This is a genomic window from Desulfosporosinus sp. BICA1-9 (assembly GCF_000802135.1).
This window is the reverse complement of record NZ_JUEE01000057.1, coordinates 1-20,285: the sequence shown is the minus strand read 5'-3', so window position 1 is coordinate 20,285 and position 20,285 is coordinate 1. Positions and strand designations below refer to the sequence as shown.

The window sequence follows — 20,285 nt, the reverse complement described above, 5'->3', positions numbered from 1 at the left end:
TATGGGATAGTGGAGGGAAATCATGACAATCACGTTTGCACGAGAGGAAATCCAACAAACGATTAAAATGATCCATGAAGAGAATCTGGATATTCGAACTATTACGATGGGAATCAGTCTTCTGGATTGTGGTTCAGAAGAAATTAGCCGGATGGAAACTAAGGTATATGATAAGATTACAAAATATGCTGGAAAATTAGTGGCAGTAGGTGAGCAAATTTCTGCACGGTATGGGATTCCTATTATTAATAAACGTGTATCTGTCACACCGATAGCGATCGCGGCTGCCCACTTAAATACCGAAGAGATGGTAAGGATCGCTAAAGCATTAGATCGAGCCGCACGCGAGTCGGGGATTAATTTTATTGGAGGCTTTTCTGCGCTGGTTCAAAAAGGCTTCACTGCAGGAGATTTGGCACTGATAGATGCCATACCTCAAGCACTTAGTGAAACAGAATTTGTTTGCTCATCAGTCAATATTGGAACCACTAAAGCTGGGATTAACATGGATGCCGTGTTGAAAATGGGTAATGTGATTCTGAAATGTGCTCAACTTACGGCGGACAAAGATGGTCTTGCTGCCGCAAAATTAGTGGTGTTTTGTAATGCTCCTGAGGATAATCCTTTCATGGCAGGGGCTTTCCATGGTGTAGGAGAACCAGAAAGTGTTATTAATGTAGGTGTAAGTGGCCCTGGTGTTGTGGCTAAGGTAGTTAAAGAATTCCCAGAAGCGGATTTCGGTGAATTATCCAATTTAATTAAACAAACAGCCTTTAAAATCACTCGCATGGGAGAGTTGATAGGCCGGGCTGCTTCAAAGATCTTAAATGTTCCCTTTGGAATTGTCGATCTTTCTCTGGCACCGACCCCTGCAATTGGAGACAGCGTTGCAGAAATTCTTGAAAACATGGGTCTTGAACGCTGCGGAACTCATGGAACAACGGCAGCCTTGGCATTGCTTAATGATGCGGTTAAAAAAGGTGGAGCAATGGCTTCGTCACACGTGGGTGGGTTAAGTGGTGCGTTTATCCCTGTCTCAGAGGATGCGGGAATGGTCGAAGCAGTTGAAGTAGGGGCCTTGACTCTTGATAAGTTGGAAGCGATGACCTGTGTCTGTTCAGTCGGTCTAGATATGATAGCCCTACCAGGAGATGTAACTGCAGAGACCATTGCGGCCATCATTGCGGATGAGGCAGCAATTGGGATGATTAATAAAAAAACGACTGCAGTACGTTTGATTCCTGCGATAGGCAAAAAGGCAGGGGATCGAGTAGAATTTGGAGGATTGCTCGGTGGGGCACCTGTAATGGCTATCCATCCCTTTTCATCAAGCATGTTTGTCAACCGTGGAGGTCGTATTCCTGCACCGATCATTAGCCTTACCAATTAAAATAAGTCTCTCAAACAGACAGGGTTTCTCAACCGAGAGCCCCTGTCTGTTTTGGCGAGGTAAATAATGGATTGTATGGCTTGCTGTATTTGGGATACACTGTAGTCGTTAGATCAGCTTTTCGCCATCACGCCGCTCTATACTCGAAGATACTTGTTCGAGTATAGAGATTAGCCAATTTCCTATTGGACAGGTAGATATTTCCTTTAGATTCGTGCAGGAATCTTTAGGTTTGTCTCGAATAGTATATTTTATAGTAAAAGCTGAATCCAGTTGTATGACATTGGAGCGGGGGATTATCATTGGGGTGAATCACGTGGCTCTTTCACGTGTAGGGCTAACACCTACTGCCCGAATCCGTCAACTAACCTCGTAAGCTAAGAAGGGTGGATATAACTTGTTGGTTTCCTCATCTACGTTTAGGTGGTTAGGAAGCGTTACTTTGGCTGGCTTGCTTTTAGCAAGTAGTATTCCTGCATTGGCTACAACAGAAATTAAAACGACAACTATAGATCCCTCGAAGCCCTTGCTTGTAACTTCTGCTTCGACGTCCATAATAAAAGGGACCTATACTCAAGTCGTACGCAAGCAAATGCAATGGATTGCTAGTCCTGTGAAAGTTGCTGCTGAGGAAGTAGTTGCTTCTGAATCAGTTAAATCAGTTCCCGCTCCTAGTGCTTCAGTCACAGTTGCCCAAAAATTAACGGAGCCTAGAAAACCAGAGCAACCAGAGCAAGCAGTGCAAGTGGTTGCTGCTCAAGCTCCGAAATCCTCTAATAACAAGCCCGAACCCGTTCAGATTGCAGCTGCCCCAAAACAACAGGTTTCTCGATCTGTGAGTTCTAATCTTGTTGATAATGCACTAAGCCTACAAGGCGTTCCCTATGTCTTTGGAGGTTCAAGCACTAAAGGGTTTGATTGTTCGGGATATACGCAGTATGTTTTTAAGGGCTCAGGAAGTTCATTGCCAAGAAGTTCCTATGATCAATTTAATGAAGGCTCATCTCTGCAACGCGAGAATCTTCAATCGGGTGATTTAGTGTTTTTCACCACCTACGCTAAGGGTCCTTCCCATGTGGGTATTTACATTGGCGGTGGAAGTTTTGTCCATGCGTCTAATAGTGGTGTGACTACGACAAGCCTTAGTGATAGTTATTATGCAGGTCGTTATCTAGGTGCACGTCGTGTGAACTAGAAGCAACTACTTAATCAAAAAACAACAGGAACTTTACGTTCTTGTTGTTTTTTGTTCGTTGAGCTCTAGTCAAACGAATTCTTGTGATTATAATCGAGGTAACCAAGGAATGGGCTGATATTTCGCACATTCTCCACCTGGTTTAACATTTGGAAAAAGAGGATTTTGAATAAAGGAATCCGTCACAGAACATTGATGAGTTCTCTTGCAGTAACATTTCCGGCATTGTTCAACTCGATAATTTAGAATCATCTTAGGAGTCTTCCTTTCGAAAATAGTCATAGATAAGAGTGGCAGCATTCAGTGGTAATCCTGCAGCTTTAAGCTCATTGATACCTGCTTGTTGAATATCGTCAAGGGATGGAAAGTGCCGTAACAGGCTTTGTTTGCGTTTGGGTCCGATACCCGGAATGTTGTCAAGTGCTGAAAGTGTCATATTTTTAGCGCGTTGTTGGCGATGAAACGTAATGGCAAAACGATGGACTTCGTCTTGGATTCGAGTGAGTAAATGGAAAGCTGAATGATTTTTGGATAAAGGCACTGCATTACCATTGCTATCAAGAAGTCCGTGGGTTTGATGTCGGTCATTTTTAACCATTCCGGCAACGGGGATGGTTAAATTTAAGCCTTGTAGAACCTTTAAGGCTGCCTTAATTTGTCCTTTTCCGCCATCGACTAAGATTAAGTCAGGTAAGGGGCTTTTTTCTGATACTAACCTATTATATCGTCTCATAATAACTTGCCCCATGGCAGCTGTATCATCCGATGTTTCCATGGGCAGGATTTTATATTTTCGGTACCCTCTGCGCTGGGGTTTACCCTCCATAAACTGAACCATACCGGCAACGGTTTGTGTGCCAGAGGTATTCGAAATATCAAAGGCCTCAATTCTGCTCGGAACTGGAATACCTAAAATCTCCCCAAGTGTCGTTAAGGCTAGTTGAGTTTCAGTTTGTTGATTTATTTCCAGACTGATCTGATCATGAAGGGTGGTCTGGGCATTTGTCATCGCCATTTGGATAAGGTCTCGTTTCTTGCCTTTTTGAGGAATCGTAATGGGAAATAAATTGGTTAAAATCGTTGAATCTTGGGATGGAAGTAAGATCTCTTGCGGCCAAATAGCGCGCTCGATGTAGAACTGTGCGACAAAAGAGACGAATGCCTCTGCTGGATCTTCATAATAAGGGAAGGTATAGCTATCTCGAGCTAGTAACTTTCCTTGACGCAAATAAAAAACTTGAATACACATCTGATCCGTAGTAAAGGCGTAGCCTAAAACATCCCGGTCAATAAAATCATTGAGCGTGATGTTTTGCTTTTCCCCGAGTTGTTTCAAGTCTTCGATTAGATCACGGTATTCTTTGGCGCGTTCAAAATGGAGTGCGTTCGAGGAGCTTTGCATTTTTTCATGTAAAAGTTTGAGTATTCCACTTTGGTCTCCCTTGAGAAACGAGGAAACCTCTTTGCGCATTTCCAAATATATAGTAGGAAGAACTTCTTCGACACAAGGGGCTAGACATTGTTCTAAATGATAGTATAAACAAGGTCGAGCAAGGATTTGGCGACATTTTCGAAAAGGGAATAGACGATTGAGTAAGCGTGCCGCCTCTTTGGCAGCGGAAGAATTCGGATAAGGCCCAAAATACTTTCCAGTGCCCTTTTTCATTTGTCGTGTGACAAGGATCCTGGGGTGCTTTTCTTCTGTAATCATTATATAGGGGTAAGTTTTATCATCTCGCAAGAGAATATTGTACTTAGGATTGTGTTTTTTAATCAAATTGCATTCTAAAACAAGTGCTTCCACTTCAGACTCGGTCATGATATATTCGAAATCAACGATTTTGCTAACAAGTCGTTCAGTCTTACCATCATGTGAGCCGGTAAAATAAGATTTTACCCGATTTTTTAGTATTTTAGCCTTACCGACATAAATTATCTGTCCTTGATTATCTTTCATTAGATAGACGCCTGGTTTTTCCGGCAGCAAGGTCAGTTTTTGTCGAAGTAGATCCATATTCCCCACCTCAATTATTATTCTAAAGTGTGGAATCATGAGATGCAAGTTTTAGATACATATCTTCATTAAAACGAACGTATACATGGCATAGGGGCTTTGTGTTAATTGACTGGCAATAGACTTATAAATGGAGGGCGAAGGCATGGCAAATACTTGGGGAAGACCACCACGCAATGAACTTTGGCAAGATTTACAAGCTTTAGCCCTTTGGATTCTGATCATTGGGGTTGTCGGATATGTCTTGTTTCCTAATTTTTTCAAAGACATCTACTCACACCTCTCTGATCCTGTTACACAAACAACATCCTTTAATGATCAATATACACTTAATAATTCAGTCAATACGAATACGGACTTAACAGAAAATCAGGCTTTCTTTGGACAAGATTTTTCAAGTGTTTCCAATGCACTTTACCAGAATGGGAATAACGAAGTAGCTTCAGGATATTGGGTCATCTTTGTCGCTGACGGAGAGTTTAAACAACTCTCTGTCAGCAGCGATTCGTATGCCTTTCTGCTTAGACTCATTGAAAGTGATCAAAAAGCTACAGGCAAGAGTACGATCATTTTATCGGCTAACGGTCAAATTCGCAAATATATTGTCAGCGAGGAAATCTATTCGATTATCACTAATATGGCCCTGATTGTGGGACGGGTTAGTCCTTGACAAATAGACATTCCTTAACGGAAGAGGAGTTTGGCCCCAGCGGCTAAAAAGCCGATTCCCACAAGCTGCCATGGACTCCAAGGCATGCGATTCATGCCTAACCAACCAAAATGATCAATTAGGACAGCCATACTGACTTGACCAATAATAATTGCCGTTGTGGCATTACATACTCCTATTTTCGGGATGCTTACAGCAACAAGTCCAACAATGATAACACTAAGTACACCACCGAGATAAAGGAACCATGGAATAGAAGTCCAGGGGTGCTTAAGGAGTGGAGCGCGCCAGGCCAAAACTGTGATTAATGCGACAAGTGTACCAATGATGTGAACAACGAGCGTTGCGGAGATTAAGGATGTTTTCTGACTTAATGCTGAATTGATGGTACCTTGGATGGCCATAGCGACTCCTGAGATTGTGGCGACTAAAAAAGGAAGAGAGAAAAATTTTGCCATTTTATGCCTCCCGAAAATATTTAATATAATGTGGGAAATGATATCCAGTTCCGCTAAGAAGTATCAGTATTCATTAGCAAGGTTGAGGGGAAAATGTCATTATAACAAAAATATAAAAATGAAAGAGGTGGCGTCATGGACATCGATTACAATTTAGTGCAACGCGCCCAGATGCTACTTACCCTTGATCATCCACTCACACAGGTAAGAGATATTCTCTTAAGGGAAGGATATGAACAGGAACAAGTGGGCGAATTAATGGATGCTACTGAAGAAGTGTTGAACTATCTTGTTCCCCCTCAATATGATGAAAATAAAATTGGGATTGATATCTTACACCCTGGAGAAGAAAAAGCTCAAGGTAGAAAACCGATGGTTGATATATTAATTGACAAACGTTCTGGAAAAGTGGAGTTAATAACTCCCCAACAACCTGAAACTTGGCGTGTGGCCAATGAAGTCAGAAAGGCAATCAAACGCCAACGTCAAGGCATGAAATATTGTCACTAAGACTTAAGGGACTGTAAGCAACAAGATTGCCAGCAGTCCTTTTTCTTTATCATTCTTTATCTTTTCTCGTATTTTAATAATTATGTTATAATAGGAAAGGTAACAATTTCAGGAAAGAAGGGTCCAAATGGAATTAGATCCCATATTAAAAGGATTAGATGATATTCATGAAAAAATTGTTAATAATTTACGTTTAAACCGCAATGACGGTCTCAAGCTTATAAGGTCTACCAATTTACTTGGTCTGGGTTACCTGGCGAATGAACGGCGACGCGCTATGACCGGTGATCAGGTGTTTTATAATAATAATGCTCATATTAACTATAGCAATGTATGCAAAGTACGGTGCGGTCTTTGCGCCTTTGCTAAAGATCCTGATGAAAAAGGATCTTATACGATGTCGATTGAAGAAGTGGTTCATAAAGCAGGCTATTTCGCGGATCAAGGAGTAACCGAGCTACATATTGTCGGTGGAATACATCCGGATCTTCCGTTTTCATATTACCTGGACATGATCCGCAAAATTAAAGATCGTGCTCCTCAAGTAAGTATAAAAGCATTTACTGCGGCAGAGTATGATTATTTTGCGCAGATAGCGAATGTGCCCGTTTTAGAAATTTTAAAAACGTTTAAACAGGCTGGTCTGAGCTTTATGACGGGAGGGGGAGCGGAAAATTTCAGCCCAAGAGTTCGTGACATTATTTGCCCGGGAAAACTGAGCGGAGAACGTTGGTTAGAAATTCATCGTCTCGCACATCAATTAAACATTCCAACTAACGCTAACATACTTTATGGTATCATTGAGACGGATGAGGAATTGATTGATCATCTCTTAGCTTTACGTGCTCTGCAAGATGAAACTCAGGGCTTTTATGCCCTGATTCCGACAGCGTTTCATCCTAAGAATACGAAATTTGAGGATCTGCCTCAAGCAAGTGCTATTCGCACCTTAAAGGTCATTGCTGTCGCCCGCTTAATTTTAGATAATTTTCGCTATATTAAAGCGTATTGGATATCGTCTAGCCCTCAAGTCGCTCAAATGGCCCTCTCGTTTGGAGCCAATGATCTCGATGGGGTAGTTCGAGAAGAGAAAATTTACCATACAGCTGGTGCGTCCAGTCCTCAAATGCAAACCGAACTTCAGCTAATCAGCATGATTCATGAATTAGGTCTAGAGGCTGTTGAACGGGATACCTATTATAACGTTATAAAAACGCTTCAACCGCCATCATCAAGTAGGTAGAAGAGATAGGTTGTTAGCCAAAAGGGGAATAGAAATGGAAATCGCGGTGTTATCAGATACTCACTTACGTACGGGTAGAACTCTTCCCCGCTACGTCTGGGAACACTTGACTCATATTGATATGATAATCCACGCCGGTGATTTGACACATAAAGGTTTAATTGAAGAGTTGGCTTGTCTTGCTCCAGTTCGAGCTGTATGTGGCAATTGTGATGGCTGGGACATTGTTTTACCAGAGCGTGAGATTGTGGAATGCGAGTCCATAAGAATCGGGATTATTCACGGGCATGCGGGTCGAGGAAAAAGTACTCCGGAACGTGCCTTTAATGCCTTTGAAGATTCGCTAGTTGATCTAATTGTCTTTGGACACTCTCATATCCCTTTTATGGAATGGAAAAATGGCATTCTGCTGTTCAACCCAGGTTCACCAACGGATAAACGGCGTGAGCCTCACTATTCCTTTGGACTATTAAATATTCAGCATGGGCAGGTTGAAGCTAAACATCTTTATTTTTAAGTCCGGAGGAAATCATGAAACATCGCAGGAATAAAGTGAAACGAGAACATGGCATTATCCAAAATGCTCTACCATGGCTTGAAAATTTAAGCCGTCTTTCGGAGGTCACTGACATCATTCCCGGGGTAATAGATGTAAACCGTTCTTCAGAGCGAGGAATTGTCTATAAATATAAGACACAAACGGGATGTAAGCTTTTGCTTAAAAGTAATGGTTCCATTCAAGAAGCCTTTGTAGTCACCAAAAACCCTGAAAGTATTCAGGAATGGGTAGAGCAGGAATTCCCCTCGGATTCTCCTGCGACATCCTCTGAAGAAATTAGTTCAAATGTCCTATCTGAGGCTTCTAAAAAGAAGGTGGCTAAGGTCACTTCAAAATCAGATATTCGGTTGAAGGACAACCCATTAGCTCCTCTCAGGAGACGACCTTCGAAAAAGCGTCCACCCAGTAGAGTTTTAAACTCTAGATTAAAAGATGTGGAGGAACTGAATATAGCTGATCGCTTGGACAACTCAACGCTAAAGGCTTTAAAACATCTCAAACAATCTCTCGAAAACTCAAGCAACTAAACCTCAAAACCAAAGGTCAATAAAACTCCGCGAAAATAACAGCTTAAGACAAAATGTCCTAAGCTGTTTTTAAAGTAATGAGATTGCAACGAAAGTTTCGTTCAGTAAGGAGGTGTTTTATGGAAGTAGGTAGCATATTAGCGCCAGGTACGATGAATAAGATCAGCCTTAAACAATGGCAACCTGGTGAACGGCTCCTAGTAGAAGTTGTTCAAAAAAATGGGGAAGGGCAAGGGACCATTCGCGTTAAAGGTCAAGATATCTTCGCTATTTTGCAAACATCGACTGAATTAGGCGATAAGTTCTGGGTCAAGGTAGGGGATATTAAAGATGGCAACCTATTGTTGGTCCGAGAACCTTTGCTCGGAAAACAAGTGGATATTCCCGTCGTTCCGCAACAGTTACAACAGTTTACAGAGAGAGGATTACCGAATAATCTTGATATTTTAACTCTCCTTAAAACATTTATAAGTGCAAATACTGGTCTGCTCGGCACAGTGATGGCAAGTCTTAAAGGGTCAATCAGCGAAGACTTTATGCTTAACTTTATCAAATCCATACCGAAGTGGGAGGAGTTATCCGAAGAGAATGGTGCGGAAGAGCTAGTAGAGGGCCTGCGTAAACTTGGTCTCAACTATGAACAACGTATTCAATTAATGCTAAAATCAGATTCTCAAACGAAGGAAGCTGAGAAAAACAGCCTCAAAGAAACCTTAAAATATGCTCTCCTGCAAGCACTTCAGAGCCCCGAGGAACAAAACCTTGATGGTCCTGATAGGGAGCTAGCTCTAATGTTGCTCCAAAAAATAACCGGTCAACAGCTGTGGCTAAAATCGGGAGCTATGGACAATGCTTATATGTTGCTTCATCTTCCTTTGTATTATAGAGAAGACATTCTTCCAGTACAAATAGCCATTGAAAGCGCGCGAAAAGGATCTAAAATGGATGAGAAACATTGCCGTATTGCTATCCAGATTGAAACTCAAGCGCTCGGGGACATTGGGATTGACGCATATTTTAATCAGGATGTGCTCTCCTTCCATGTCCTCACCCGTGATTTACAGTTTCTTCCTCAGCTACTAGAGGAAGTCATGCCAGAAACAAAGGAAGTGTTTGCCAAACTGGGGTTTACTATTGGGAAGGTTGGTACAGCAGATTTAGATACAAATCTTGAATTCCAGAACTTCCTAAGGGGTTCTCGGCGAAGTGGAGTGGATATTCAGAGATGAGAGAAAAGAAAGAGAAGCGCGAGAAGAAAGAGAAGGCCGCAGCCCTAGTGTACGACCAAACTGGAGCACCTAGGATTGTAGCAAAAGGAGTAGGGGAAGTCGCTCGAAAAATAATCGAAGCTGCTGAGGCAGAGGGTATTCCCATCCAAAAGAATGAAATGCTCGTTGAAGCTCTAATGCAAGTTGAGCTGACCAAAGAAATCCCGCCCCAGCTATATCGTGCAGTAGCAGAGTTATTGGCATTTATCTACCGGCTGGAAAAAGCGAAATCGCGCACACATACATAATTCGTAGAATGCTCCGCAAACTATTCCTAGTCGGAAAATAGGAAGGGCAGGAGGTCTCTATGAAGACATCATTTGAAGTCTTGAACAAAATTCTACAGGGCGAGCATATGGCAATTGAACAATATCAGGCATGTATTGACGCGCTCCAAGATAGTCCACTACGTAATCATCTCACGGCTATTCTCTCAGATCACAAAAAGCATGCAACTCGGCTATCTTATTACATTCAAACTAATGGGGGGCATGTCAAAGAAGGTTCAGGGATGGTAGAGTTCATAACGCAAATAAAAAGCGGCACTGCCGCTTTTTATGTTGTGCTTATGCCTTTTCACGATGTTTTCTGGAGAGGTGTTTTCTGGCTAACATTTCAGCCACTTTTCCGTTGTCTCCGAGAAGGATGCCTTGTAATCTCCACTCTCGAAAGGTCTGCCAAAATTGTTGTTCGGAAATCCTGCGCGTATATCCTTCAGATTCTTCATCATAAGGCCAAAAAACATCAACCCACAAGGTTCCTTTGTTGCTTAATACCAGTAAAAAATGAACTAGCTCTGGGTTTGTCGATTCCGAATCACGCATTAATATGTTCGTACGGCCGTTAGGAAAATCGGTGCGTATGTAATTTATTTTCATCAATAATCCCCCTCAGGTACAATTCCAGAGATTTCTGACGCTTATTTTAGTATAGCATGAAATCATCAATAAAACGATGGGCTTTTTAACCACGCTACTCAACTCATGGAATTCGTATTTTTAAATACTAATCAACCTTTATATAAAGTATGCCGTGCATAGAGTGAAAGTTCATACATCAAGGTATGTAGTAAATGTGTTCAGGATAAACTAGTCATGCTAACAGTGATTCATACGTTCAATGGTCCAGATGCTGACCGAATTTTAGGTGAAATTTGAACTGGAATTCAGTCTGTTGAAGGGATTGATGGTTTCAAATTCGCATCGGTTAATCAACAAGAAAACACGTCAGATATCATGTTATTTTCGAAATGGGAAAATCACTCGGCCTATGAAAATTGGGCCAGTACAGTTGGCGAAAATAAGGCATTTAAGCAAGCCACTCCTCAGATGTATGAAGTTCTCGAAGAAAAGTACTAGATATGTGAAGGCTTAGTAAACTTTAATTAATCCAATTTTTCGACTCCCACTTTTAAGTGGGAGTTCGTGCTTTCATTTCACAATCAAGAAGTATTATCCGTGCGGTAATCTTACGAACGCAACTTACAGGCCGGATGGATTATGGATTAAATCCTGATAAGCTAATTCAAGTTGCCTCATCTTTGAGGAGGGCGATTCAGACGATTCGATCGAAAAGGAAATATCATCAATTTGACGAACTGGCATTAAGCCCATCAGGGCGTTCGTCATAAAAATTTCATTGGCTTGCAAAAGATCTGAGAAGGAATACAAGCCCTCCTCAATACTAATCTGAAGAGAATCTGCTAAATCCAGAATGAGCTGACGACGTGTACCTGGCAAACATCCACTGGCCAGGGAGGGGGTAAACAGTGTCCCATCCTTGATGAAAAAGAGGTTGCTCATTGTGCCTTCAGAAACAAAACCTTTGGTATTCAGCCACAAGCCTTCTTCAGCACCTTGGCTAAAGGCCACTTCTTTTGCTAAAATATTCTCCAAATAATTCGTGGATTTTATACTAGTCAAGGGGGACTGTTCATTACGCGGTGTAGACAAAAGGTGAAGACGTATCCCCATGGCATATTGAGCTGAACTATAAGGAATTATTCGTGGGTGGAACAGGAGCCGGGAAGGCAGATTAGCTTGGGGTGCTCCGCCACTCAGAGTAACGCGCAAGGCGTAAGGAGCTATGCTGGGAGATTGATCGATATAGTCTCGTATTTGAGCCGTCCATATTGCTTTCTGAGGGAGTGTAAGACCGAGCATGACGGCTCCCTTGTTCATCCTTTGCCAGTGAAGGTCCGTGAAAAGTGGCCCATGTTCAGTGACGAGTAGAGTTTCAAAAAGCCCATACCCAAATAAAGCGAGTCGGTCTTGTAATAATAACATTTCACAGGGAATCATCTAAGCGTCCTTTCAAAACCCGGAATAGGGCTTTTGCTTTATGAAGGGTCTCATGATACTCATCTTCGGGAACTGAATCTGCTACAATCCCACCGCCAACATGCACATAGGCTTTACCCTCTTTGATGAGGATCGTGCGGATAACAATATTTAAGTCCCAAGCGCCATCAAAGCCCATATAACCGATGCTTCCGGTATAAGGTCCACGCTTGTAGGGTTCCATCTCTTCGATAATCTCAAGGGCCCTAATCTTGGGGGCACCCGTGATTGAGCCGCCTGGAAAAATGGCACGTATAAGATCGCTGGGTTTTAGCCCTTTGATAAGCTGTCCTGTGATCGTCGAGGCAAGATGCCAAACCGTGGGGTATTTTTCAAGTTGGATTAAATTCGGGACTTTTACAGTTCCAAATTGGCAGATACGCCCGAGGTCGTTGCGTTCTAAATCAATAATCATAGTCAGTTCGGCACGATCTTTAGGACTATTGAATAATTCAACCGCTTGTAGTTCATCCTCAGTGGGCGAATCTCCGCGAGGCCGGGTTCCCTTAATGGGACGGGTTTCGATCTGTCCGTTCGACTGTACGCGAATAAACCGCTCGGGAGAACTACACAGGATTTGAAAATCAGAATAAGGTAAAAAAGCTGCGAAGGGAGCGGGGTTTTGTCGGTGGAGTTGGGAATAAAGCTTCCAGACATCCCCTTCCCAGGGTATAGAAAAACGTTGGGTAAGATTGGCTTGGTAAATGTCCCCAGCATAAATGTAATCTATGACACGTTCTAAATCCTTTAGATACTGTTCATGGGAAACGCTCGGGTCGATTGTTGAATGGGCCGCGCTCGTTTGATCAGCATGGTCTTCTCGTTCGGAAAGTTGCTCTAGAACACTAGGTTGGAGGATTTGTTGAAGTCGTTTGATGCGAGAATCTGCTAACTCGGCCTGGCACGCTCCATCTTCATCAATACCACAAGAGGTAAGCCAATATTTCTGTTCAACATGACTATAAACAACAATTCCATCATACCAGGCGAAACGCCAAAGAGGTATATTCAAGTCATTTTCGGCACGATCAGGAAGGGTTTCAATCTGGTTCTTAAGGTCATAGCTTAAAAAACCCACAGCCCCTCCAGAGAAGGGGAACGGGGAATTAAAAACGCGATATTTAGAATGAAAATCATTTAGAAAATCTAAAGATCGGTTTTTTTCTAAAGGGATTGTTTTACGAAGTGAAAGATTCGGCCAATAAAGCTCAAGCTGGTCAGGGAAAGCAGTCGCTTCCAAGAAAGGGGACGATCCCATATAAGAATAACTGCCGAGTTCATTATAATCTTCGCCACTATCTAAAAAAAATGGTGAAGGTTCTTCTTTAAAGGCTTGGAATAGAAGATAGGGTGGGATGGACGTGGGAAGTGGTTTGACAATCCAAGGAGAGGGAGCCTTGTTAAGCTGCCAAGTTTTCGCATTACTGAGGGCGTTTTGTAGTAACTGATGTCCGTATTGAGTCAGAATGGCTTCAGGGTGAAACTGAATTCCTTCAATTGGCAGGGTTTTATGACGGATGCCCATAATTTCGCCATCATCCGTTTCAGCAGTTATTATCAGGTCGTCAGGGAGTGTATGACGGTCAATAATTAGAGAGTGATAACGCGTTACTTCTAAGGGGTTGACTAGATCTTTAAATACTCCTTGTTGATCATGATGAATCGTCTCTGTTTTTCCGTGAATGGGTCGTATGGCACGGATCACTTTACCACCGAAAAATTGTCCAATCGCTTGATGCCCAAGACAGACTCCCAGAATCGGTAATTTACCTTTGAAATATTCAATGACCGCTAAGGACAGGGGTGCTTCATCCGGTGTACAGGGTCCGGGAGATATTACAATTAGGTCGGGATGCATCGCTTCAATATCAGCTAAGGTACATTCGTCTTGGCGTTTAACGATGATGTCCTCTCCAAGTTCACCGAAGTATTGGTAGAGGTTATAAGTAAAAGAATCATAATTATCCAGTAAAAATATCATTGTATTACCCCTTTATACCTGGCGGTTTCTTTAATTTTTCAAGCTCAATGTTTCATTCTATAGTGTCTCTGTCTTTGAGCATTTATAAGCATCCTGAATAAAGTTTTGCATAGACAATTTAGTCAAAAAGAAAAGTTGCTATAAGCAACTTCAATTTAATTCTTTTTTTCGTGCAACATATCCGTCAATTCTTTAAATGCAGACTGGAGATTAGGATTATCGATCCCTTGTAATATAGTTGTCTGATTAATGGTCACTTGCCCAACCTTTGGACCTTCAACCTCAATCTGAAGGGATTGGACATCAAGGGTAATAACTCGTTGATCGACATTAAGTTTCATGCGCTTTGGTTGGGTAAAGGTGACTTGTATACTCGTTGATTGAGAAGGGGAATCAGCCTCTAATTCTTGGGCACTGGGAGTCCGCAGATCACTCAAGACAAAGGAACATTCTAAAAGAAATTTCTGCATGATTGCCATATTTGTATTCCAAGGTAAATTAATGAGTTCTGATTGCGTCATTCCTGAAGGGGAAATAGTTAAAATAGCATACGAACCGTCTAAAGTCAAAAAGGGTTTGGGTGAGCACCCATTGAGGAATAGACTCGAGAATATCAATACAAGAGAGAATCCAACGGTTAAGATCTTTTTTTCAAACAATAGGGTATCCTTCTTCCTAAAAAATGATAGTTTAACTCGAAGCATACAAAGTGTCTTATTCGCTAAAGAATCCTAAATTCCTGCTTTACATTGATTCCTTTTGTAAAGATGGTGTACAATGGCTGGAAGAGAGGGGTCAGGGTTGTGGACAAAGAAATCGTGGTTTTTGATATAGGGACGACTGGCTTCGAGGGTTTTCAGAGTGAAAGTATCGAATTTTCGGCACTTCGGATCCAAAATGGACTAATTCAAGAATCATGTCATTATCTGATTAAATCAAAACAAGGAATGGCTAGTAAAACTATTATAGCTTCTGGGATAAATGAGGAAGAGCCTAATACAATTTCTTCTCTAATTGAATGCCGAGAACAGCTTGTTCATTTGTTTGCTGATGCTGTTATTGTGGCTCATGATGTGTCTACCCTCTCTATTTTAGAAAAGGAATTAGAGGTACGATTTCAGCAGCCCAGATGGGATACAGTGGAGCTAGCTCGGATTTTTTTCCCGACTATGCATCACTATCAATTATCTTATTTAGCTCAAAAACTTGGAGTGCCGTTGAAGGACGATGCAGAGCTTCACCCCACTGAAAACAACGCTTGGCTCACGTGGAAAGTATTGGAAGAATGTTGGAAGAAAGGGTTGGGATTTGATCTAAGTTTTTATGATCAAACCAAAAGCTTTTTAGGGGGATGGTCAGGGAGAGGGTTTATTGAAGAATTGTACAAAGAGATTACTCGCCGCTTTCCTGATCGCCCTATCCGAACTGATCTTGTGTTAGCCCCGTTTTCTGAAGGGTTGTTTGTAAGTGGGTCTAAACAAACTGCAAATTTTCCGGATTCCATTGACTGGGTCGTCAAAAGTTTTTCGCCCGGAGGAATTCTTGAACAGAATTTGCCTGGTTATGAAAGTCGTACAGGTCAAGTGAAAATGGCAAAACTAATCGCTGAAGGGCTGACTTCCTCACATCATGTTGTCGTGGAGGCTGGAACAGGGACAGGGAAGTCCTTCGCGTATTTAATTCCGTGTCTGTGGTCGGCCAAAAAATTAGGTCAAAAAGTGGTAGTTGCCACCCATACAATTCCCCTTCAGGAACAACTTTTGAAAAAGGATATTCCTGTTTTGGAAGCGGTATTGCCTTTTGTGTTTCAAGCCTCCGTATTGAAAGGTAAAGGGAACTATTGTTGTCTGAAAAAGTGGCAGGGATGCTTAACAAACCCGCGAGAAATTCCAGATGAAGATCAAAAACTTGCGCTGCTAAGTGTCCTTGTTTGGTTAAGAGAAACCCTAGCAGGAGATATCCAAGAACTTTCTAAAGTTCCCGGTCTTATGCAACTATGGCCGAATTTAAATGCGGATGTCGAAACTTGTATTCCAGGAAGGTGTTCAAAATCAGGGATTTGCTTTTGGTTGAGGGCCCGTAAGAAGGCAGATGAAGCAGATGTTTTGATTGTAAACCATTCTTTGTTATTTTCTGATCTTAAAACAGACTACAATGTCTTACCAGAGTATCATCGCTTAGTTATTGATGAAGCACATCAGATTTATCAAACGGCGCTTCAACATCTTGGCTCGGAAATGAGTCTGGAGCAGGTTACTCGAGTGATCGAGACTATTTATCGACAGGCAGGTCCTAGCTTTTACTCGACTATGAAACAACGAATAGGGTCGCTGAACCAAATCGTGCCAGCGGTGCCTTGGGAAATATTCTCAGCCAGGATGGAGGTTATTCCTGAATTATCCCGATCTATCTTGGTACAAACGAACGAATTTTTTGAGTTATTAGCGATGATTTTAGGAACTGAGCGCACGTTTCGCTTAGTTTCAAGTCATACCACCAAAACTTGGTGGCAAGGATTAACCATCCAAATAGAGAATTTAGTCGGGAGAATTAAGGCCTTGGCCACCGCTCTGGATAGTTTAGTAAGCGTCTTGAGTGGAGAAGAAGCAGATGAGCTTGAAGAGTTGAAATACATCCTTTCTGGCCATCAAAGGGAACTAAAAGAACTATTGGTAACTATGACCTTAGTCATAAACGTCAATAACCCTAAACAAGTGACTTGGCTTGAACAAAATTCAAGACTATACCTAAAGACCTCTCCCATCGAAGTAAGTGATATCTTAGAAGAGAAGTTTTTTTCTCGGCTTGATGCAGTCATTCTAACTTCAGCGACGTTGAGTATTTCCGATTCGTTTAAGCATTTTCTCAAAGATATCGGACTCCCCTCGACAACAATCACGGCTCGAGTTGATTCTCCCTTTGACTATGAACGCCAGATGCGATTTTTCGTCGTTAGAAAGGGTATAGAACGAAAAAATACGGAAGACCAGAAAGTGCTGGAACTGGCTAAATTTATCGTTGAAGTCGCTGAACGCATGAATGGTCGGACTTTAGTGCTGTTCACCGCTCATAAATTACTGCGCCAAACCTATAGTGCAATCTATTTAGAATTAAAACATCTGGGTATTGAGACACTGGCCCAAGGAATTCATGGAGAACGGAGCACTCTCTTAGAGGCATTTAAGCGAAATCCTAAAAGCGTGTTGTTAGGAGCCAGTAGTTTCTGGGAGGGTATTGATATTCCAGGTGAAGCATTATCTTGTGTTATTCTGGTAAAACTCCCGTTCTGGCCACCGACCTTGCCCTTAATCGAGGCCCGTTCGGAATTCCTGGAATCTCAAGGCCGTGATCCCTTTCGAGAATTATTGTTGCCAGAAGCTGTCATACGATTTAAGCAAGGATTTGGCCGTCTTATTCGTTCTAAAATTGATCGTGGGGTTGTCATTTTACTCGACGATCGAGTCATTGAAAAGAATTATGGCAGGCACTTTTTAAGTTCATTACCAGTTCGCACCCATATACGAGGTGATAATTCCCTCGTTCTACGTAAAATTGAAGAGTGGAATGAGCGTGGATTGGATGAAGAGCTTTTATAATCGACGCAAAGATGGTAAACTAAAGAAAATCAAGAGGAGGAGGTCAATTTTTCGGTGAAACAATATCCCATTTCTCGTGATGGTTGGTTATATCTCATGATATTGGCTGTTCTATCAGTTTTAGCTTATTGGATTTGGCAGTGGCTTGTCATTATACCTGCTATCTTATTTTTGTTTACTGGATACTTTTTTCGGAATCCTGAAAGAGAGATTCCTATGGACGAGTTAACCTTAGTTTCTCCTGCTGACGGGGTTGTTATGGATGTGGAAAGGGTCTTTGAAGATCAGTTTCTCAACGGAGAAAGCATTCGGGTCCGCATCTTTTTAAGTGTCTTTAACGTTCACGTTAATCGTTGCCCAATGTCTGGAACGGTTAAATTTCTTAGCTATCGACCAGGACAGATGATTCCAGCTTTTAAAAGCCATGCTTCAGAATTGAACGAGAAAAACTTTGTGGGAATCGAGAATAAACACCTGCAAATTCTAGTTACACAAGTAACTGGGTTTATTGCTCGTCGAATTGTCTGTTGGGTCAAAAAAGGAGATGCAGTAAGCAAAGGGGAAAGGTTCGGCCTTATCAAATTTGGTTCATGTACCGAAATTTTTGTACCGACAAATGTGGAAATCATGGTTAGTGCTGGGGAAAAGGTTCGTGGAGGAATAAGTATAATAGGGAGAGTGAGTGTCGAATGAAGGGAAATCCGATTACTGCTCGTATGATCCCGAACATCTTCACCTTAGCTAATTTGCTTTTTGGATTTCTTGCTTTGATCTGGGTTATTGAAGGGGATTACACGTTAGCTTCAGCAATGATCCTGCTTTCTGTTCTAATGGATAGTTTAGATGGAAAGGTAGCACGCCGACTTTCTGTTAGCTCAGATTTTGGTAAAGAACTCGATTCTCTCAGTGATTTAGTTTCTTTTGGAGTAGCGCCGGCCATTCTTACGTACCAGGCAATTTTACTCCCTCAATCTAATATGGTGAGAACTATAGGTCTAGGTATCGCTGCAGTGTTTGCGCTATGTGGAGCGGTTCGCTTGGCGCGTTTTAATATGCTGAATATTACTACCCACTTTGTTGGGGTACCCATAACATTTGCGGGCGGTTTTATGGCTTTGCTCATGTTACTTAGAACCATGATACCTTGGTTTATTTATCCGGTAACTATGGGTGTTTTAGCGTTTTTAATGGTGTCTACGTTTAAGGTAGCGAAGTTGGGGAAATAGCGGGGACTTGTGTGAGGGACTTGTGTGACACAGCGCTCAGTACTTACGACGCAGAGCAAACTAACTGTTTAAGCTCCTACTTTAGGGAGCGGGGTACATCCTTCGGCGCGATAGTATTCTTTATAAGAACCCGCCTACGGCGATACTCTCCACTGGAGACTATCGTGCCAAAAGCGCCATCCTTGGCGCATTGGCGGCAGTGCACATCCATGTGCACTGCCCCGTATCTGGGGTCGGTCGCTTAAACGGAAGTTTGCTTTTCTGCTTACGTAAAGACGTCGCGCTCGTGTCACACTGCGTCCCAGGCTTTGTGGTCGAAGAACGAGTGCAAGTTGGGGACGGTTCTTGACTTGCATTGACATCGAGGGTTTGGGAGACGGCACATACCATGTGCACCGTCTTGTCTCTGGGGTTATGACGCAGAGTAAACTAACCGTTAAACCCGCATAAACAACCAGCAAAAGGAACGCTCTCCTAACGTACAAAATACGTTGGGAGGGCTTTTTTCATTCTTATACTATGGATTGACTACAACTACAGGTATAAAGACCATTAAACTGATCCTTCAGAGTGCTTGCCTAAGGGGAAATCGTCTCTTTTAGAAAGTGATATCTGGAAACATGCATCTAAAATACCAAATATAAAATTGGTTTAATATAGCGTAAAATTGCTTAATCCATTATTATGGTTTAATTTACATTTTACACAAAAATAGTATTCAACCATAATCAATCACATGTTCATTTATATAAATTTCAAAGATTAATCACAAATTTTAAGGAGGATATTTCTTTATGTGGGGACGCTCTAAATGGCTATCGCTTCTTTTTGTTTTAAGCATCATGTTTTTAGCTGTTGCTCCTCAGATGTTACGGTCCGGAAATGCCTATCCGGTGGTGAAGCAGGCCAAAGCCGACTCCCGGACAAAGGGGTTGGCGATTTTACCACCTTTCATGGGTGGCGTACGTTTCAACCGTCTTCATATTCGTCGTGGGAACAGGCGGCCACTCTTTGAGACTTTCGACCATATATTCAGCAAGCCGGCTCGCGTCTTTACTGCATTTTTCCTTCACCGCCGGATCAAGTCTGGCCAGTTGGCCGAGCGCCGTCAGCAGATCGTAGAATGTATCGGCGATAGTTTTGCAGTACGCGGCGCATCTTTCTTCATACTCCGTGGTAAAGGTTTGGGAGGCTGCAGCTTTTGGGCTGCTTCTTGGTTTGTCGATTTTTTTGACGGTTAGATATCCTAGTTTGATATCCTGAGGATTATTTGGCATGGGCGTGACTTGAGCCTGCTCTTTCTCCGGAG

Annotated in this window: 18 protein-coding genes, 3 pseudogenes and 1 riboswitch; of the genes and pseudogenes, 14 read left to right on the top strand and 7 right to left on the bottom strand. The window is 42.2% G+C overall.

Annotation, left to right across the window (positions count from 1 at the left end; all coding sequences use genetic code 11):
- The first annotated feature begins 22 nt into the window (after nt 1-22).
- Entirely contained in the window at nt 23-1,390 is a 1,368-nt protein-coding gene (locus JL57_RS07565; protein WP_034141447.1) for a PFL family protein, read from the top strand.
- 251 nt (nt 1,391-1,641) lie between these two features.
- Nucleotides 1,642-1,784: riboswitch (cyclic di-AMP (ydaO/yuaA leader) on the top strand.
- A 48-nt stretch (nt 1,785-1,832) separates the two neighbouring features.
- Nucleotides 1,833-2,585, top strand: coding sequence for a C40 family peptidase (locus JL57_RS07560; RefSeq protein WP_291299817.1), 753 nt, complete (start codon nt 1,833-1,835; stop codon nt 2,583-2,585).
- A gap of 253 nt (nt 2,586-2,838) precedes the next feature.
- Here the strand turns inward: JL57_RS07560 and uvrC are convergent, their stop codons facing one another.
- Nucleotides 2,839-4,599 (bottom strand): excinuclease ABC subunit UvrC, encoded by a 1,761-nt coding sequence (uvrC, locus tag JL57_RS07555; RefSeq protein WP_034141446.1) that lies wholly within the window; start codon nt 4,597-4,599, stop codon nt 2,839-2,841.
- Nucleotides 4,600-4,744: 145 nt separating this feature from the next.
- Here uvrC and JL57_RS07550 point away from each other — a divergent pair, with 145 nt between their 5' ends.
- Nucleotides 4,745-5,269 carry a hypothetical protein gene (locus JL57_RS07550; RefSeq protein ID WP_034141445.1) on the top strand — a complete coding sequence of 175 codons (525 nt, stop codon included), beginning with the start codon at nt 4,745-4,747 and terminating at the stop codon, nt 5,267-5,269.
- A gap of 14 nt (nt 5,270-5,283) precedes the next feature.
- Here the strand turns inward: JL57_RS07550 and JL57_RS07545 are convergent, their stop codons facing one another.
- Nucleotides 5,284-5,727, bottom strand: coding sequence for a DMT family transporter (locus JL57_RS07545; RefSeq protein ID WP_034141444.1), 444 nt, complete (start codon nt 5,725-5,727; stop codon nt 5,284-5,286).
- Between the two features lie 135 nt (nt 5,728-5,862).
- Between JL57_RS07545 and JL57_RS07540 the strand changes: the two genes are divergently transcribed.
- From JL57_RS07540 to JL57_RS07510, 7 genes and pseudogenes are all read left to right on the top strand, one after another.
- Nucleotides 5,863-6,237 carry a hypothetical protein gene (locus tag JL57_RS07540; RefSeq protein WP_034141443.1) on the top strand — a complete coding sequence of 125 codons (375 nt, stop codon included), beginning with the start codon at nt 5,863-5,865 and terminating at the stop codon, nt 6,235-6,237.
- A 127-nt stretch (nt 6,238-6,364) separates the two neighbouring features.
- Nucleotides 6,365-7,480, top strand: a complete 1,116-nt coding sequence (locus tag JL57_RS07535; RefSeq protein WP_034141442.1) for a CofH family radical SAM protein — start codon at nt 6,365-6,367, stop codon at nt 7,478-7,480.
- A gap of 34 nt (nt 7,481-7,514) precedes the next feature.
- Complete coding sequence (locus JL57_RS07530) at nt 7,515-7,997, top strand: metallophosphoesterase (protein ID WP_034141441.1); 483 nt, start codon at nt 7,515-7,517, stop codon at nt 7,995-7,997.
- Between the two features lie 14 nt (nt 7,998-8,011).
- Nucleotides 8,012-8,566 carry a DUF2103 domain-containing protein gene (locus JL57_RS33805; RefSeq protein ID WP_291299816.1) on the top strand — a complete coding sequence of 185 codons (555 nt, stop codon included), beginning with the start codon at nt 8,012-8,014 and terminating at the stop codon, nt 8,564-8,566.
- A gap of 119 nt (nt 8,567-8,685) precedes the next feature.
- Entirely contained in the window at nt 8,686-9,795 is a 1,110-nt protein-coding gene (locus JL57_RS07520) for a hypothetical protein (protein ID WP_034141440.1), read from the top strand.
- Nucleotides 9,792-10,082: an EscU/YscU/HrcU family type III secretion system export apparatus switch protein gene (locus JL57_RS07515; protein WP_034141439.1), complete on the top strand. Its 291-nt coding sequence runs from the start codon at nt 9,792-9,794 to the stop codon at nt 10,080-10,082. Before JL57_RS07520 ends, JL57_RS07515 begins: the two co-directional genes overlap by 4 nt.
- Before the next feature lie 59 nt (nt 10,083-10,141).
- Nucleotides 10,142-10,339: pseudogene (locus JL57_RS07510) on the top strand (DUF2383 domain-containing protein); the annotation flags it as partial.
- Nucleotides 10,340-10,400: 61 nt separating this feature from the next.
- On the opposite strand, the gene JL57_RS33800 reads toward JL57_RS07510, so the two are convergent.
- Nucleotides 10,401-10,712 carry a hypothetical protein gene (locus JL57_RS33800; RefSeq protein ID WP_291299815.1) on the bottom strand — a complete coding sequence of 104 codons (312 nt, stop codon included), beginning with the start codon at nt 10,710-10,712 and terminating at the stop codon, nt 10,401-10,403.
- 216 nt (nt 10,713-10,928) lie between these two features.
- Between JL57_RS33800 and JL57_RS33795 the strand changes: the two are divergent.
- Nucleotides 10,929-11,192: pseudogene (locus tag JL57_RS33795) on the top strand (antibiotic biosynthesis monooxygenase).
- A 123-nt stretch (nt 11,193-11,315) separates the two neighbouring features.
- Here the strand turns inward: JL57_RS33795 and JL57_RS07505 are convergent.
- From JL57_RS07505 to JL57_RS07495, 3 genes are all read right to left on the bottom strand, one after another.
- Nucleotides 11,316-12,134 (bottom strand): aminotransferase class IV, encoded by an 819-nt coding sequence (locus JL57_RS07505; RefSeq protein WP_291299814.1) that lies wholly within the window; start codon nt 12,132-12,134, stop codon nt 11,316-11,318.
- Nucleotides 12,121-14,154, bottom strand: coding sequence for an aminodeoxychorismate synthase component I (pabB, locus tag JL57_RS07500; protein WP_034141438.1), 2,034 nt, complete (start codon nt 14,152-14,154; stop codon nt 12,121-12,123). Before pabB ends, JL57_RS07505 begins: the two co-directional genes overlap by 14 nt.
- A 155-nt stretch (nt 14,155-14,309) precedes the next feature.
- On the bottom strand, nt 14,310-14,813 hold the full coding sequence (locus JL57_RS07495; protein WP_034141437.1) for a hypothetical protein: 504 nt from the start codon (nt 14,811-14,813) through the stop codon (nt 14,310-14,312).
- A gap of 144 nt (nt 14,814-14,957) precedes the next feature.
- On the opposite strand from JL57_RS07495, the gene JL57_RS07490 reads away from it, so the two are divergent.
- From JL57_RS07490 to pssA, 3 genes are read left to right on the top strand one after another with little or no spacing between them, the layout of a single operon-like run.
- Entirely contained in the window at nt 14,958-17,750 is a 2,793-nt protein-coding gene (locus JL57_RS07490; protein WP_291299813.1) for a helicase C-terminal domain-containing protein, read from the top strand.
- Between the two features lie 54 nt (nt 17,751-17,804).
- Entirely contained in the window at nt 17,805-18,443 is a 639-nt protein-coding gene (locus tag JL57_RS07485; protein ID WP_034141436.1) for a phosphatidylserine decarboxylase family protein, read from the top strand.
- Nucleotides 18,440-18,976: a CDP-diacylglycerol--serine O-phosphatidyltransferase gene (gene pssA, locus JL57_RS07480; RefSeq protein WP_034141435.1), complete on the top strand. Its 537-nt coding sequence runs from the start codon at nt 18,440-18,442 to the stop codon at nt 18,974-18,976. Before JL57_RS07485 ends, pssA begins: the two co-directional genes overlap by 4 nt.
- Nucleotides 18,977-19,917: 941 nt before the next feature.
- Here the strand turns inward: pssA and JL57_RS07475 are convergent.
- Nucleotides 19,918-20,285, bottom strand: a pseudogene (locus JL57_RS07475) (hypothetical protein); the annotation flags it as partial.

What these genes read in the sequence shown, in the direction of transcription:
- JL57_RS33800 (WP_291299815.1), bottom strand. Translation starts at nt 10,712, where the DNA reads ATGAAAATAAATTACATACGCACCGATTTTCCTAACGGCCGTACGAAC.
- JL57_RS07540 (WP_034141443.1), top strand. Translation starts at nt 5,863, where the DNA reads ATGGACATCGATTACAATTTAGTGCAACGCGCCCAGATGCTACTTACC.
- JL57_RS07530 (WP_034141441.1), top strand. Translation starts at nt 7,515, where the DNA reads ATGGAAATCGCGGTGTTATCAGATACTCACTTACGTACGGGTAGAACT.
- uvrC (WP_034141446.1), bottom strand. Translation starts at nt 4,599, where the DNA reads ATGGATCTACTTCGACAAAAACTGACCTTGCTGCCGGAAAAACCAGGC.
- JL57_RS07515 (WP_034141439.1), top strand. Translation starts at nt 9,792, where the DNA reads ATGAGAGAAAAGAAAGAGAAGCGCGAGAAGAAAGAGAAGGCCGCAGCC.
- pssA (WP_034141435.1), top strand. Translation starts at nt 18,440, where the DNA reads ATGAAGGGAAATCCGATTACTGCTCGTATGATCCCGAACATCTTCACC.
- JL57_RS07565 (WP_034141447.1), top strand. Translation starts at nt 23, where the DNA reads ATGACAATCACGTTTGCACGAGAGGAAATCCAACAAACGATTAAAATG.
- JL57_RS07550 (WP_034141445.1), top strand. Translation starts at nt 4,745, where the DNA reads ATGGCAAATACTTGGGGAAGACCACCACGCAATGAACTTTGGCAAGAT.
- pabB (WP_034141438.1), bottom strand. Translation starts at nt 14,154, where the DNA reads ATGATATTTTTACTGGATAATTATGATTCTTTTACTTATAACCTCTAC.
- JL57_RS07545 (WP_034141444.1), bottom strand. Translation starts at nt 5,727, where the DNA reads ATGGCAAAATTTTTCTCTCTTCCTTTTTTAGTCGCCACAATCTCAGGA.
- JL57_RS07520 (WP_034141440.1), top strand. Translation starts at nt 8,686, where the DNA reads ATGGAAGTAGGTAGCATATTAGCGCCAGGTACGATGAATAAGATCAGC.
- JL57_RS33805 (WP_291299816.1), top strand. Translation starts at nt 8,012, where the DNA reads ATGAAACATCGCAGGAATAAAGTGAAACGAGAACATGGCATTATCCAA.
- JL57_RS07535 (WP_034141442.1), top strand. Translation starts at nt 6,365, where the DNA reads ATGGAATTAGATCCCATATTAAAAGGATTAGATGATATTCATGAAAAA.
- JL57_RS07505 (WP_291299814.1), bottom strand. Translation starts at nt 12,134, where the DNA reads ATGATTCCCTGTGAAATGTTATTATTACAAGACCGACTCGCTTTATTT.